This is a genomic window from Enterobacter cloacae complex sp. IR5450 (assembly GCF_049238665.1).
In the GTDB taxonomy this organism is placed as follows: domain Bacteria; phylum Pseudomonadota; class Gammaproteobacteria; order Enterobacterales; family Enterobacteriaceae; genus Enterobacter; species Enterobacter hormaechei_C.
This window is the reverse complement of sequence record NZ_JBMKIC010000001.1, coordinates 363,886-377,740: the sequence shown is the minus strand read 5'-3', so window position 1 is coordinate 377,740 and position 13,855 is coordinate 363,886. Positions and strand designations below refer to the sequence as shown.

The window sequence follows — 13,855 nt, the reverse complement described above, 5'->3', positions numbered from 1 at the left end:
CTTTAAATTCCGTCGCGTTCCAGTGGGCAGCTCATGCAGCGTGCGCCGCCGCGACCGCGTCCCAGCTCGTCGCCCGGGATCGGCAGCACGGTGATGCCCGCCTTGTCGTACTTCTCGTTGGTCCAGACGTTGCGCTCGTAGCCGATCACCACGCCCGGGCGGATGGTCAGGACGTTGTTAGCGTCGTTCCACTGCTCGCGTTCGGCTTCAAAGGCATCGCCGCCGGTGGTGATCAGACGTACCTGGTTAATGCCGAGCGCTTTCTCGATGGCGTGCAGCAGGTCGGTTTCCTGGGTGCGCAGCAGGCCGCCGCGGCCGTCCGGGGTGAGCGTCCAGCACTGGGCGTCTTTGCGCACCACTTCCGGGTAGACGGAGAAGGTATCCACGTCGATGTGGGTCATGACGGTGTCGAGGTGCATGCAGGAGCGGTGTTTTGGCAGCTCAACGGCAATCACGCGCTCGGCCTGGCGGTGTTTAAACAGGCTGTTAGCGAGGAACTCCACGCCCTGCGGGGTGGTGCGTTCGGACATGCCGATCAATACCGCCCCGCGACCAATGACTAATACGTCGCCGCCTTCTAAAGTGGCGTGGTCGTAATTAATATTCTCGTCGCCGAAATACTTAATAAACTCGCCGTCGGCAAATGCGGGATGCCAGCGATATATTGCCCGCAGGTTATTCGTTTCACGCTGGCGGGCGGGTTTCGCCATCGGATTAATGGAGACGCCGTTATATATCCAGCAGGAGGTATCGCGGGTAAATAAGTGGTTCGGCAGCGGCTTCATAATAAAATCATTCGCCGTGTGGGTATCGACCACCATATTTTTAATGGCCGCCGGAATTTCACCGTAGGTTAATCCGGCGCTTAATCTGCGCGCCAGTTCGCGGTGCGGCATATCCGCCAGCCAGCCGCGCACGTCGGCGGCGAAGGTTGGCCCCAGGCGATAGTCGGAGATTTGTGTTTCAAGAAGCCAGGCTTTTGCTTCCGCAATATCAAGCGTTTGCGTAAGAAGGTCGGTCAACAGGAGGACTTCCACACCCTGCTCGCGCAGCGTGTTTGCGAAGATGTCATGCTCTTCACCCGCCCGTTCAACCGAGAGCACGTCATCAAATAACAGCTCCTGACAGTTTGAGGGGGTTAACCGTTTCAGACTTAAATTAGGACGGTGCAGCATAACGCTACGCAATTGACCAATTTCAGAACCGACGTAATGCTTTTCCATAATTATTCCTTTAACTTTTTTCAGAATAAAAAGGGCATGCGCCATGTGAGGTGTTTAATTTCATGGCGGCTAAGCTCAATAGATTTCGTGAGTTATAGTAGGCGCTTAAATAATGGTTATTGTGACATTGCTCACGCGAAAACCGATATTGATGAGTTTGTTTTCAATTGCATGATTCGTATCAGATAATGATTAATTTCATATTATTACGGGATGAATAGCTAAGCAGGAACGGGTGGCAATATTTGAGTTTGTTATTATTTTGTAGAATTACACGTTTTGAAATATTTAGTTATATGGTTGATTTTAATAGATAAAATGTTGATTCAGGAATAGCTATGCAATAATGACAGTTAACTATTTTTCACTTAAGATAAATCAATAAATAATTATGGATTTTTAAAGGAAATAACCAAAGTGATAAAGTGTGATATGCCAACAGGTTTTGTGAGTTACGTTTTAAATTCAGTGAGTTAGACCCTATGTGCAAAGTGCATGAAATGAGGTTATGCATAACCACTGCATAAATGCCTGTGTGCAATTAACAGTGGATTAACACATTTCCCGATAAACATGCGCTGACGCAAATCTTGTCAAAAAAGGGCTGGTATGGAAGAAGCAATTCTCGTATAGAACATGAAAATGAAACAATGTTTTAATCTGAGGGTTGTATCATGATTATTGGCAATATTCATCATCTCCAGTCCTGGCTGCCAGAAGAGCTGCGTCAGGCCATTGAGCACGTTAAGGCCCACGTCACCGACGCGACGCCGACCGGCAAGCACGACATCAACGGCAACAGCCTGTTTTATCTGGTTTCGGAGGACATGACCCAGCCGTTCGCCGAGCGTCGTGCTGAATACCATGCACGCTATCTGGATATTCAGATTGTGCTGAAGGGGCAGGAAGGGATGACCTTCAGTACCCTGCCGCACGGTACGCCGGACACCGACTGGCTGGCGGACAAAGACATCGCGTTCCTGCCGGAAGGCGAGCAGGAGAAAACCGTGGTGCTGAGCGAAGGGGATTTTGTGGTGTTCTGGCCGGGCGAAGTGCATAAGCCGCTGTGCGCGGCGGGAGCGCCTGCTCAGGTCAGGAAAGTGGTTGTTAAAATGCTGGTGGAGTAATTTTCCCTCACCCTAACCCTCTCCCCGTGGGAGAGGGCCGGGGTGAGGGCACCAGACCGCACCCACGCATAATGTGATCCAGCTTAAACTTCCCGCACTCCCTCTCCATCTCTCATTTACCTGCGCTTTTCCTGCGTCATAGTATGATCGTTAATTTAACGAACGCTGTTCTATAATGTAGAACAAAATGATTCAGCAAGGAGATCTCATGCCGCAGTCCGCGTTGTTCACGGGAATCATTCCCCCTGTCTCCACCATTTTTACTGCCGATGGCCAGCTCGATAAGCAGGGCACCGCCGCGCTGATCGACGATCTGATCAAAGCAGGCGTCGACGGCCTGTTTTTCCTGGGCAGCGGCGGCGAGTTCTCCCAGCTCGGCGCCGAAGAGCGTAAAACCATTGCCCAATTTGCGATCGATCATGTCGATCGTCGCGTACCGGTCCTGATCGGCACCGGCGGCACCAACGCCCGGGAAACCATTGCGCTGAGCCAGCACGCGCAGCAGGCAGGGGCGGACGGCATCGTGGTGATCAACCCTTACTACTGGAAAGTGTCGGAAGCGAACCTGATCCGCTATTTCGAACAGGTGGCGGACAGCGTTACGCTGCCGGTAATGCTCTATAACTTCCCGGCGCTGACCGGGCAGGATCTGACCCCGGCGCTGGTGAAAACCCTGGCCGATTCGCGCAGCAACATCGTCGGCATCAAAGACACCATCGACTCCGTTGCCCACCTGCGCAGCATGATCCACACCGTCAAAGGCGCCCATCCGCACTTCACCGTGCTGTGCGGCTACGACGATCATCTGTTTAATACCCTGCTGCTCGGCGGCGACGGGGCGATTTCGGCCAGCGGCAACTTTGCCCCGCAGGTGTCGGTGAATCTTCTGAAAGCCTGGCGGGATAAAGACGTGGCGAAAGCGGCTGAGTATCATCAGACCCTGCTGCAAATCCCGCAGATGTATCAGCTGGATACGCCGTTTGTGAACGTCATTAAAGAGGCGATCGTGCTCTGCGGTCGTCCGATTTCTACGCACGTCCTGCCGCCAGCCTCGCCGCTGGACGAGCCGCGCAAGGCGCAGCTGAAAACCCTGTTACAACAGCTCAAGCTCTGCTGAGCCGGACGATAACCATGACCATCGAGAAGATTTTCACCCCGCAGGACGATGCGTTTTATGCGGTGATCACCCACGCGGCGGGGCCGCAGGGCGCGCTGCCGCTGACCCCGCAGATGCTGATGGAATCCCCCAGCGGCAACCTGTTCGGTATGACGCAGAACGCCGGGATGGGCTGGGATGCCAACAAGCTCACCGGCAAAGAGGTGCTGATTATCGGCACCCAGGGCGGGATCCGCGCCGGGGACGGACGCCCGGTCGCGCTGGGCTACCACACCGGGCACTGGGAGATCGGCATGCAGATGCAGGCGGCGGCGAAGGAGATCACCCGCAACGGCGGGATCCCGTTCGCCGCCTTCGTCAGCGATCCGTGCGACGGGCGCTCTCAGGGCACGCACGGCATGTTCGACTCCCTGCCGTACCGCAACGACGCGGCGATCGTGTTTCGCCGCCTGATCCGCTCCCTGCCGACACGCCGGGCGGTGATCGGCGTGGCAACCTGCGATAAAGGGCTGCCCGCCACCATGATCGCGCTGGCCTCCATGCACGACCTGCCGACCATTCTGGTGCCGGGCGGGGCGACGCTGCCGCCGACCGTGGGGGAAGACGCGGGCAAAGTGCAGACCATCGGCGCGCGCTTCGCCAACCATGAACTCTCCTTGCAGGAGGCCGCCGAGCTCGGCTGTCGCGCCTGCGCGTCGCCGGGCGGCGGCTGCCAGTTCCTCGGCACGGCGGGCACCTCGCAGGTGGTGGCCGAAGCGCTGGGGCTGGCGCTGCCGCACTCCGCGCTGGCGCCGTCCGGGCAGGCGGTGTGGCTGGAGATCGCCCGCCAGTCGGCGCGGGCAGTGAGCGAGCTGGATAACCGTGGCATCACTACGCGCGATATCCTCACCGATAAAGCCATCGAAAACGCCATGGTGATCCACGCGGCGTTCGGCGGCTCGACGAATTTACTGCTGCACATCCCGGCCATCGCACACGCGGCGGGCTGCACGATCCCGGATGTAGAGCACTGGACGCGCGTCAACCGCAGGGTGCCGCGCCTGGTCAGCGTGCTGCCCAACGGCCCGGACTATCACCCGACCGTGCGCGCCTTCCTCGCGGGCGGCGTGCCGGAGGTGATGCTCCACCTGCGCGATCTCGGTCTGCTGCACCTGGACGCCATGACCGTCACCGGCCAGACGGTGGGCGAGAACCTCGACTGGTGGCAGACGTCCGAACGCCGGGCGCGCTTCCGCCAGTGCCTGCGCGAGCAGGACGGCGTGGATCCGGATGACGTGATCCTGCCGCCTGAGAAGGCAAAAGCGAAAGGGCTGACCTCAACGGTTTGCTTCCCGACGGGCAACATCGCGCCGGAAGGCTCGGTGATCAAGGCCACGGTGATCGACCCGTCGGTCGTCGGTGAAGATGGCGTTTACCGCCACATCGGCCGGGCGCGGGTGTTTGTCTCGGAAGCGCAGGCAATCAAGGCCATCAAGCGGGAAGAGATCAAGCAGGGCGATATCATGGTGGTGATCGGCGGCGGGCCGTCCGGCACCGGCATGGAAGAGACCTACCAGCTTACCTCCGCGCTGAAGCATATCTCGTGGGGCAAGACGGTATCGCTCATCACCGATGCGCGCTTCTCGGGCGTGTCGACGGGGGCCTGCTTCGGCCACGTATCGCCGGAGGCGCTGGCGGGCGGGCCGATTGGCAAGCTGCGTGATAACGACATCATCGAGATTGCCGTCGACCGGCTGACCCTCACGGGCAGCGTGAACTTCATCGGCACCGCGGACAATCCGCTGACGCCGGAGGAGGGCGCGCGCGAGCTGGCAATGCGGCAGACGCACCCGGACCTGCACGCCCACGACTTTTTGCCGGACGACACCCGGCTGTGGGCGGCATTGCAGTCCGTGAGCGGCGGCACCTGGAAAGGCTGTATTTATGACACCGATAAAATTATCGAGGTAATTAACGCCGGTAAAAAAGCGCTCGGCATTTAATTATTTCATTAGATAAAACCGTCTGCGGGAAATATTCCGCGGGCGGCTTTTTATATCTGTAATTTATTAATTTAAACAATAAGTTGCGATATATCGGTGGCGTCACAAAAGCAAAATAACGTAATTCAGAAATAAGATATGACCATTGCTGGTTAATTGAACAGCTCATTACACTCCATTAACACGATGTTGTAATTCAGCACACTACATAAGGGTGTAATTCTGATGACGCAATTAACCATGAAAGACAAAATTGGCTACGGGCTGGGTGACACCGCCTGCGGCTTCGTCTGGCAGGCTACCATGTTCCTGCTGGCCTACTTCTATACCGACGTCTTCGGCCTGTCGGCGGGCATTATGGGGACGCTGTTTTTAATCTCCCGCGTGCTCGATGCCGTGACCGACCCGCTGATGGGGCTGCTGGTGGACCGCACCCGCACGCGTCACGGCCAGTTCCGCCCGTTCCTGCTGTGGGGCGCCATCCCGTTTGGCATCGTCTGCGTGCTGACCTTCTACACGCCGGACTTCTCCGCGCAGGGCAAAATCATCTACGCCTGCGTGACCTACATTCTCCTGACCCTGGTCTACACCTTCGTTAACGTGCCGTACTGCGCCATGCCGGGCGTCATTACCGCCGACCCGAAAGAGCGTCACGCCCTGCAGTCGTGGCGTTTCTTCCTGGCGGCGGCGGGATCGCTCGCCATCAGCGGCATCGCGCTGCCGCTGGTGAGCATCATCGGCAAGGGGAACGAGCAGGTGGGCTATTTCGGTGCCATGTGCGTGCTGGGCCTGACCGGCGTGGTGCTGCTCTACGTCTGCTTCTTTACCACCAAAGAGCGTTACACCTTTGAGGTTCAGCCGGGCTCGTCAGTGGCGAAAGACCTTAAGCTGCTGCTTGGCAACGGCCAGTGGCGCATCATGTGCGCGTTCAAGATGATGGCGACCTGCTCCAACGTGGTGCGCGGCGGGGCGACGCTCTACTTCGTGAAATACGTGATGGATCACCCGGAGATGGCGACCCAGTTTTTACTCTACGGCAGCCTCGCCACCATGTTCGGCTCGCTCTGCTCGTCTCGTCTGCTGGGCCGCTTCGATCGCGTCACCGCCTTCAAGTGGATCATCGTCGCCTACTCGCTCATCAGCCTGCTGATTTTCGTCACCCCGGCCGAGCACATCGCGCTGATCTTCGCCCTCAACATCCTGTTCCTGTTCGTCTTTAACACCACCACGCCGCTGCAGTGGCTGATGGCCTCTGACGTGGTGGACTACGAGGAGAGCCGCAGCGGGCGCCGCCTCGACGGGCTGGTGTTCTCCACCTACCTGTTCAGCCTGAAGATTGGCCTGGCGATTGGCGGGGCGGTGGTGGGCTGGATCCTCGCGTATGTGAACTACTCCGCCAGCAGCAGCGTGCAGCCGGTAGAGGTGCTGACCACCATCAAAATTCTGTTCTGCGTGGTGCCGGTGGTGCTCTACGCGGGCATGTTCATCATGCTGTCGTTCTACAAGCTCACCGACGCCCGCGTGGAGGCCATCAGCCAGCAGCTGATCAAGCACCGCGCGGCGCAGGGCGAGGCCGTTCCCGACGCCGCGACAGCCGCATCCCATTAACCGGAGGCAATATGGAAATCACTAACCCTATTCTGACCGGCTTCAACCCGGACCCGTCCCTGTGCCGTCAGGGCGAGGACTACTACATCGCCACCTCGACCTTCGAGTGGTTCCCGGGCGTGCGCATCTACCACTCCCGCGACCTGAAAAACTGGTCGCTGGTCAGCACCCCGCTGGACCGCGTTTCGATGCTGGACATGAAGGGCAACCCGGACTCCGGCGGCATCTGGGCGCCGTGCCTGAGCTACGCCGACGGCAAATTCTGGCTGCTCTACACCGACGTGAAGATTGTCGACTCGCCGTGGAAAAACGGCCGCAACTTCCTCGTCACCGCGCCGTCCATCGAGGGACCGTGGAGCGAGCCGATCCCGATGGGCAACGGCGGGTTTGACCCGTCCCTGTTCCACGACGACGATGGCCGCAAATACTATATTTACCGCCCGTGGGGGCCGCGCCACCACAGCAACCCGCACAACACCATCGTGTTGCAGGCGTTTGACCCGCAGACCGGCACCCTCTCGCCCGAGCGCAAAACCCTGTTTACCGGCACGCCGCTCTGCTACACCGAGGGCGCGCACCTGTATCGCCACGCGGGATGGTACTACCTGATGGTGGCCGAAGGTGGCACCAGCTACGAGCACGCCGTCGTGGTGCTGCGTTCCAAAAACATCGACGGGCCGTACGAGCTGCACCCGGACGTGACGATGATGACCAGCTGGCACCTGCCGGAGAATCCGCTGCAGAAGAGCGGCCACGGCTCGCTGCTGCAGACCCACACGGGGGAGTGGTACATGGCCTACCTCACCAGCCGCCCGCTGCGTCTGCCCGGCGTGCCGCTGCTGGCCTCCGGCGGGCGCGGCTACTGCCCGCTGGGACGCGAGACCGGCATCGCCCGCATTGAATGGCGCGACGGCTGGCCGTACGTGGAAGGCGGCAAGCACGCGCAGCTGACCGTGAAAGGCCCGCAGGTGGCCGAGCAGCCCGCAGCCGCTCAGGGTAACTTGCGGGAGGACTTTGACGGCAGCACGCTTGACCCGGAGCTACAGACCCTGCGCATTCCGTTCGACGACACCCTCGGCTCGCTCACCGCCCGCCCGGGCTACTTACGGTTGTACGGCAACGACTCGCTCAATTCGACCTTTACACAGTCGACCGTGGCGCGCCGCTGGCAGCACTTCGCCTTCCGGGCGGAGACGCGGATGCAGTTCTCGCCGGTCCACTTCCAGCAGAGCGCGGGGCTGACCTGCTACTACAACAGCAAAAACTGGAGCTACTGCTTTGTGGACTACGAGGAGGGGCAGGGGAGAACCATCAAGGTGATCCAGCTCGACCACAACGTGCCGTCGTGGCCGCTGCACGAGCAGCCGATTCCGGTGCCGGAGAGTGCGGAGAGCATCTGGCTGCGGGTGGACGTGGATACGCTGGTCTACCGCTACAGCTACTCGTTCGACGGCGAGACGTGGCACACCGTGCCGGTTACATATGAGGCGTGGAAGCTGTCGGACGACTACATTGGCGGGCGCGGCTTCTTTACCGGCGCGTTTGTGGGGCTGCACTGCGAGGACATCAGCGGCGACGGCTGCCACGCGGACTTCGACTACTTCACCTACGAGCCGGTTTAACGGCTCAGGCCGGGTAGCCCAGCGCGCGTGAGAGCTGGAGCCCGGCCTGCTGAAGCTGCTCGCGGAAATCAGCCAGCTCTGCGTCGTCCACGCGGGAGGTCAGCGTCGACAGGCTCAGGGCGGCAATCACGCGGGATTCGTGGTTCCACACCGGCACCGCCACGCAGCGCACGCCCTGCTCGTTCTCTTCGCTATCCAGGGCATAGCCCTGCTCGCGGGTCTGCGCCAGGGCGTTCATTAAGGCTTCGCGAGAGGCGAGGGTGGAAGGGGTGTAGGTGGTGTAGTGATAGCCCTCCAGCAGGGCGTTCAGCTCGGCCTCGCCCAGCCAGGCAATCAACACCTTGCCGATGGCGGTGGCGTGAACCGGCAGGCGGCGGCCGATGCGCGAATAGGCGATGGCGGCCAGCTTGCCTTCAATCTTCTCGATATAGACCCCTTCACTCCCGTCCAGGATCCCCAGATGGGTGGTCTGCCCGGTCCGCCGGGACAGCTCCGTCAGCCAGCCTTTCGCCTTCTGTCGAATATCGATGGAGCCCACGACAAAATGGCCGCGCTCGACCAGCTTCATGCCGAGGCGATATTTGCCGTTCTCCGGGTTCTGATCGATATAGCCGTGAAGCTGGAGTGTTTTCAGCAGCGAGTGGAGGGTACTCTTGCTCAGCCCCATCAGTTTGCTGATGTCAGTGATCTTAAGCTCGGTGGCCTGCTCGTTGAACAGGTCGAGGATCTGCAACGCACGTTCAACAGACTGAATAATCGGCATAATGCTGGCATGTCCACGCTGGAATGAAGGCGAAAACGTACCTTTTTCGGGGTGAAAAATCAATGAAATGGAGCCGGTGTTCTCCCTCTCCCCGTGGGAGAGGGCCGGGGTGAGGGCATCAGGCCGCAGCGCCATCCGGCAACAAAGGCGGCTACATTATTGTTAGCGGGGGACATCAATTATTATCCCGAGCGGCGACAGACTGGATTTTCCAGACCCCATCTTCTTTAACCATGCAATCAATGACTGTGTGCTGGGTCTTTTTGCCAAACGTGATATTCACGTTTACACAGACCGGGTCTGAATCATACGAATCAATAGCCACATTCTCAGCCCAGTCCTCGCCGATATATTGCGATTTCATAAAAAAATCAGCCTCGTAAAATTCAGCGTCGGCATAACGGGGATCGTCTGCATGACGTAATTTTTTCATGGTACTGGCCGTAACGAACTTATCGATTTCATTTCCCTCCTGGATAGGATAATGTTCGTTGTTAACCTGTTTGACGTACCAGCGATTGAATTCAAGAGCGCGCTGCATCGGTATCTGAAAATCTTCGGCCCCCAATGCGGCTGTGCTGAATAACACAATTAAGATGAGCTTATTCATATTAATAATGCCTGTATAAGGTGACGGCTGGCTGGAGTTGGCGATAGGTTGGCCCCGGGTACATTGTTCTCTGTTTAAAATCTGAATACCAGGTTCCAGCACCATCGTAAATGCAGACATGCCCGTACTGATTCGGGCCGGGCAAGGCATCAATCACCGCGATATCCCCCTCTATGGGGGTGCCATAGACTTTTGAGAACCCTGCTTTTTCAAGAGAACGCCAGAAATCCTTAGCGTTTGCCCCTTCGATTTTAAGCCCTCCGGCTCGAATGGCGGCGGCGATTGCGCGAGCGCAATAATGTCCAGTATGGGTTAGTGCGTGGCTACGGGCGTATGACACAGCTTCATGCTTATTCCATGACATAAATAATCCTTATTAACGAAATGCAGCAATAAGGAAATATTACGCCGATAATATACGGTGTTTTGTAACTGATAATGATCTGATATTAACCATTATCTACTCAGTAAATAATGGTTAATAAAAATATAAATATCTATTATGGTTAATGCGTATCTGAGAAAGCGTCAGTAAAATGAATTTGTCTGCCCGACGATAACGCTGTTGTCGTTTTTAGTGTTTTCTCCCTCTCCCCGTGGGAGAGGGCCGGGGTGAGGGCACCAGACCGCAGAGGAGTCAATCACTCCCCAAGCGTCGCCACCATCACCGCCTTAATCGTATGCATCCGGTTTTCCGCCTGGTCGAACACGATGCTCGCCGCCGACTCAAACACCTCGTCCGTCACCTCCATCCCGCCGTGCAGGTCGAACTCTTTCGCCATCTGCTTGCCGAGCGTGGTCTGGTCGTCATGGAACGCCGGCAGACAGTGCAGGAACTTCACGTCCGGGTTGCCGGTGAGCGCCATCATCTGCGCGTTCACCTGATACCCGCGCAGCAGCGCAATCCGCTCCGCCCACTTCTCTTTGGCTTCGCCCATCGACACCCACACATCGGTATAGATAAAGTCCGCGCCCTTCACGCCCGCCGCCACGTCTTCCGTCAGCGTGATTTTCCCACCGTGCTTTTCCGCCAGCGCGCTGCACTCCGCCACCAGGCTCTCTTCCGGCCAGCAGGCTTTCGGGGCCACCAGGCGCAGATCCAGCCCGGTCAGCGCCGCCGCTTCCAGCATCGAGTTGCCCATGTTGTTGCGCGCATCGCCCGCGTAGACCAGCGTCATCTCGTTAAACGCCTTGCCCGGCAGGTGCTCCTGCATGGTCAGCAGGTCCGCCAGCAGCTGGGTCGGGTGGAACTCGTTGGTCAGCCCGTTCCACACCGGCACGCCCGCATACTGCGCCAGCGTTTCGACGACTTCCTGGCCGTGCCCGCGATACTGAATGCCGTCGTACATCCGCCCGAGCACGCGCGCGGTGTCCTTAATTGACTCTTTATGCCCAATCTGGCTGCCGCTCGGCCCTAAATACGTAACGCGCGCGCCCTGGTCAAATGCGGCAACTTCGAAAGAGCAACGGGTACGGGTCGAGTCTTTTTCGAAGATGAGCGCGATGTTTTTACCGGTAAGCTTTTGTACTTCCTTGCCCTTTTTCTTATCGGCTTTGAGCTGTGCGGCAAGGGTCAGCAGAGAAGTGAACTGTGCAGGGGTAAAGTCGAGCAATTTCAGAAAGTGTTTCTTGTACAGATCAGACATTTTATCCTCACATGGCGAATGCCACTTATTGAATTAAAATTCACTTTATATGTGTAATTATTCATTTGCAACCCCGTTTCACAAATCTTTCCAACAAAGGTGGAGGCAAACCCGTCCGTGTGTGAAAATAGAAGTATCTGCCGCACTTTAAAGAGGATTGAGCCATGGCAAACCCGGAATTACTGGAAGAGCAACGCGAAGAGACGCGTCTGATTATTGAAGAGCTGCTGGAAGACGGTAGCGATCCGGACGCGCTGTACACCATCGAGCACCATTTCTCTGCGGATGATTTCGACGCGCTGGAAAAAATGGCCGTGGAAGCCTTCAAGCTGGGTTACGAAGTGACCGAGCCGGAAGAGCTGGAAGTGGAAGAGGGCGACACCGTCATCTGCTGCGACATCCTGAGCGAAGGCGCGCTGAAGGCGGAGCTGATCGACGCGCAGGTCGAACAGCTGATGAACCTGGCCGAGAAGTTTGACGTGGAATACGACGGCTGGGGAACCTACTTCGAAGATCCGAACGGTGAAGACGGCGAAGAAGGCGACGACGAAGATTACATCGACGAAGACGACGACGGTGTGCGTCACTAAGTGATTCAGGCGGTGGCCCGCGCCACCGCTTTTTCAAGGCAGAACCATGGATTACCCGCAGATACTCGCCCCCGTCCTCAACTTCCTCCAGTGCCCGACCCCGCAAGCATGGATTGATAAAGCCCGCGACCCGGCGAACCTGCCGCTGCTGCTCACCGACCACATGGTGTGCGAGCTCAAGGCCGCCCAGACCGCGCTGCTGCTGGTGCGTAAATACGTCGCCGACGAAAGCGGTGCCGACGCGCTGCTCGAGTGGCTCAAGCCCTACGAACAGTTCACCTTCCGCGACGGCCCGGAGCCGGACTTCATCGCCCTGCACAGGCAGATTGGCAAAAGCGTGATGCCCAAAACCGATGACCCGTGGGGCCAGGCGCTTATCGACAGCATGGTGCTGCTGATTAAAGAGGAGCTGCACCACTTCTGGCAGGTGCGCGAGGCGATGCTGGCCCGCGACATTCCGTACGTCAAAATCACCGCCAGCCGCTACGCCAGAGGGATGCTGAAGGACGTGCGCACCCACGAACCGCTGACGCTGATCGACAAGCTCATCTGCGGCGCCTACATCGAAGCCCGCTCCTGCGAACGCTTCGCCGCGCTGGCTCCGTTCCTCGACGACGACCTGCAGAAGTTCTATCTCTCGCTGCTGCGCTCGGAAGCGCGCCACTATCAGGACTACCTGACGCTGGCCCAGCAGGTGAGCGACGACGATATCTCACCGCGCATAAAGCTTTTTGGCGAAATTGAAGCCACACTTATCTCGACACCGGACAACGAGTTTCGCTTCCACAGCGGCGTGCCGGTGTAAACCGGCATAACTCAAGGATAAGGATGCGAGATGAATAAAACGTGGACCCGTATTGTGATTGTCATCATTGCGGCTGCCGCCGTGGCGTTCTGGGTGTTTTTCGACAGACAGCGCGCCCCGGAACGGCAGATGGATAACGCCCTCAACGCGATGCCCGCCTGGCAGGTGATTAAGGAGCAGGAGCCCGCGCTGCATCAGCGCATCCTCGACCAGATGGCCGCTCTGCAAAAAGCGGGCGAGCCGGAGCAGCAGATTATCGACACCATCCAGCCGCAGATCCTGCATCTGCAGATGACGCGCCTGCAGAACGCCCCGGACGCCAACGTGGTGAACTACATGACCATCAACATGGAGCAGACCGCCGCCATCCAGAAGGTGAGCGACGACGCCTGCTTCCGCTTCCTCTACCCGATGGTGAAGGGCGGCATCAACCCGATGCGCATGCTGGATAAAGACCTGATGGCCCGGCGCATGCAGGCCGATGCCGACATGATGCGCGCGGCCTACGGCAAAAACCGCCACACCGTGACCCCTGCCGAACGCGAGGCGGCCGTCGAGGATGTGCGACCGATTATGAAGGAACTTGCCGATAAGTACGGCGAGGACATCCAGCTGCTGCAGATGCCGGAGAAGGCGGCGGGCAAAGAGAAGCTCTCCTGCGATATGGTGCAGGAGATGTGGGCCAAGGTGCTGGCGCTGCCGGAGCAGAAGGCGGCGAGGGTGATTCGGCTGGCGGTGTCTGAGCTGGAGTGACAAAGGGCG

At 58.3% G+C, this 13,855-nt stretch carries 14 protein-coding genes; 8 read left to right on the top strand and 6 right to left on the bottom strand.

All coding sequences use genetic code 11. From position 1 onward, the window contains the following. Window positions 1–2 precede the first annotated feature (2 nt). Window positions 3–1,223 (bottom strand): arginine deiminase, encoded by a 1,221-nt coding sequence (gene arcA / locus ACOTYB_RS01690; RefSeq protein ID WP_220153530.1) that lies wholly within the window; start codon window positions 1,221–1,223, stop codon window positions 3–5. A 674-nt stretch (window positions 1,224–1,897) separates the two neighbouring features. On the opposite strand from arcA, the gene ACOTYB_RS01685 reads away from it, so the two are divergent. The 5 genes from ACOTYB_RS01685 (at window position 1,898) to ACOTYB_RS01665 (ending at window position 8,679) form a co-directional block, all read left to right on the top strand. Further along, a complete protein-coding gene (locus ACOTYB_RS01685; protein ID WP_015572526.1) occupies window positions 1,898–2,350 on the top strand; it encodes a YhcH/YjgK/YiaL family protein in 453 nt (150 codons plus the stop codon). Window positions 2,351–2,558: 208 nt separating this feature from the next. Then, a complete protein-coding gene (gene yagE / locus ACOTYB_RS01680; protein ID WP_047054598.1) occupies window positions 2,559–3,467 on the top strand; it encodes a 2-keto-3-deoxygluconate aldolase in 909 nt (302 codons plus the stop codon). A gap of 14 nt (window positions 3,468–3,481) precedes the next feature. After that, window positions 3,482–5,449 carry a YjhG/YagF family D-xylonate dehydratase gene (gene yagF, locus ACOTYB_RS01675; RefSeq protein WP_220153531.1) on the top strand — a complete coding sequence of 656 codons (1,968 nt, stop codon included), beginning with the start codon at window positions 3,482–3,484 and terminating at the stop codon, window positions 5,447–5,449. Window positions 5,450–5,674: 225 nt separating this feature from the next. Next, entirely contained in the window at window positions 5,675–7,057 is a 1,383-nt protein-coding gene (locus tag ACOTYB_RS01670) for an MFS transporter (RefSeq protein WP_047054596.1), read from the top strand. Window positions 7,058–7,068: 11 nt separating this feature from the next. Further along, a complete protein-coding gene (locus tag ACOTYB_RS01665) occupies window positions 7,069–8,679 on the top strand; it encodes a glycoside hydrolase family 43 protein (protein ID WP_220153532.1) in 1,611 nt (536 codons plus the stop codon). Between the two features lie 4 nt (window positions 8,680–8,683). On the opposite strand, the gene xynR is transcribed toward ACOTYB_RS01665, so the two are convergent. The 5 genes from xynR to argL all read right to left on the bottom strand — a co-directional run bounded on the left by xynR (window position 8,684) and on the right by argL (window position 11,763). Further along, on the bottom strand, window positions 8,684–9,442 hold the full coding sequence (gene xynR / locus ACOTYB_RS01660) for a DNA-binding transcriptional repressor XynR (protein ID WP_045342516.1): 759 nt from the start codon (window positions 9,440–9,442) through the stop codon (window positions 8,684–8,686). Window positions 9,443–9,617: 175 nt separating this feature from the next. Beyond that, complete coding sequence (locus tag ACOTYB_RS01655; RefSeq protein WP_045342519.1) at window positions 9,618–10,052, bottom strand: DUF3828 domain-containing protein; 435 nt, start codon at window positions 10,050–10,052, stop codon at window positions 9,618–9,620. A 1-nt stretch (window position 10,053) separates the two neighbouring features. After that, window positions 10,054–10,416: a hypothetical protein gene (locus tag ACOTYB_RS01650; protein ID WP_045342520.1), complete on the bottom strand. Its 363-nt coding sequence runs from the start codon at window positions 10,414–10,416 to the stop codon at window positions 10,054–10,056. Window positions 10,417–10,693: 277 nt separating this feature from the next. Beyond that, window positions 10,694–11,698 carry an ornithine carbamoyltransferase gene (gene argF, locus ACOTYB_RS01645; protein WP_032675854.1) on the bottom strand — a complete coding sequence of 335 codons (1,005 nt, stop codon included), beginning with the start codon at window positions 11,696–11,698 and terminating at the stop codon, window positions 10,694–10,696. Continuing rightward, window positions 11,668–11,763, bottom strand: coding sequence for a putative translational regulatory protein ArgL (gene argL, locus ACOTYB_RS01640; protein WP_214516355.1), 96 nt, complete (start codon window positions 11,761–11,763; stop codon window positions 11,668–11,670). The genes argF and argL overlap by 31 nt, the downstream gene beginning before the upstream one ends. Before the next feature lie 99 nt (window positions 11,764–11,862). On the opposite strand from argL, the gene rraB reads away from it, so the two are divergent. From rraB to ACOTYB_RS01625, 3 genes are read left to right on the top strand one after another with little or no spacing between them, the layout of a single operon-like run. Then, entirely contained in the window at window positions 11,863–12,288 is a 426-nt protein-coding gene (rraB, locus tag ACOTYB_RS01635) for a ribonuclease E inhibitor RraB (RefSeq protein ID WP_023324077.1), read from the top strand. Between the two features lie 46 nt (window positions 12,289–12,334). Beyond that, complete coding sequence (gene miaE / locus ACOTYB_RS01630; RefSeq protein WP_045342523.1) at window positions 12,335–13,093, top strand: tRNA isopentenyl-2-thiomethyl-A-37 hydroxylase MiaE; 759 nt, start codon at window positions 12,335–12,337, stop codon at window positions 13,091–13,093. A gap of 30 nt (window positions 13,094–13,123) precedes the next feature. Beyond that, complete coding sequence (locus ACOTYB_RS01625) at window positions 13,124–13,846, top strand: hypothetical protein (protein ID WP_045342524.1); 723 nt, start codon at window positions 13,124–13,126, stop codon at window positions 13,844–13,846. Window positions 13,847–13,855: the final 9 nt, after the last annotated feature.

Bases quoted from the DNA above. Each gene is read 5' to 3' on its own strand.
- ACOTYB_RS01670 (WP_047054596.1), top strand. From the start codon at position 5,675: ATGACGCAATTAACCATGAAAGACAAAATTGGCTACGGGCTGGGTGAC.
- yagE (WP_047054598.1), top strand. From the start codon at position 2,559: ATGCCGCAGTCCGCGTTGTTCACGGGAATCATTCCCCCTGTCTCCACC.
- ACOTYB_RS01655 (WP_045342519.1), bottom strand. From the start codon at position 10,052: ATGAATAAGCTCATCTTAATTGTGTTATTCAGCACAGCCGCATTGGGG.
- xynR (WP_045342516.1), bottom strand. From the start codon at position 9,442: ATGCCGATTATTCAGTCTGTTGAACGTGCGTTGCAGATCCTCGACCTG.
- argL (WP_214516355.1), bottom strand. From the start codon at position 11,763: ATGAATAATTACACATATAAAGTGAATTTTAATTCAATAAGTGGCATT.
- argF (WP_032675854.1), bottom strand. From the start codon at position 11,698: ATGTCTGATCTGTACAAGAAACACTTTCTGAAATTGCTCGACTTTACC.
- arcA (WP_220153530.1), bottom strand. From the start codon at position 1,223: ATGGAAAAGCATTACGTCGGTTCTGAAATTGGTCAATTGCGTAGCGTT.
- rraB (WP_023324077.1), top strand. From the start codon at position 11,863: ATGGCAAACCCGGAATTACTGGAAGAGCAACGCGAAGAGACGCGTCTG.
- ACOTYB_RS01650 (WP_045342520.1), bottom strand. From the start codon at position 10,416: ATGTCATGGAATAAGCATGAAGCTGTGTCATACGCCCGTAGCCACGCA.
- ACOTYB_RS01625 (WP_045342524.1), top strand. From the start codon at position 13,124: ATGAATAAAACGTGGACCCGTATTGTGATTGTCATCATTGCGGCTGCC.
- yagF (WP_220153531.1), top strand. From the start codon at position 3,482: ATGACCATCGAGAAGATTTTCACCCCGCAGGACGATGCGTTTTATGCG.
- ACOTYB_RS01665 (WP_220153532.1), top strand. From the start codon at position 7,069: ATGGAAATCACTAACCCTATTCTGACCGGCTTCAACCCGGACCCGTCC.
- miaE (WP_045342523.1), top strand. From the start codon at position 12,335: ATGGATTACCCGCAGATACTCGCCCCCGTCCTCAACTTCCTCCAGTGC.
- ACOTYB_RS01685 (WP_015572526.1), top strand. From the start codon at position 1,898: ATGATTATTGGCAATATTCATCATCTCCAGTCCTGGCTGCCAGAAGAG.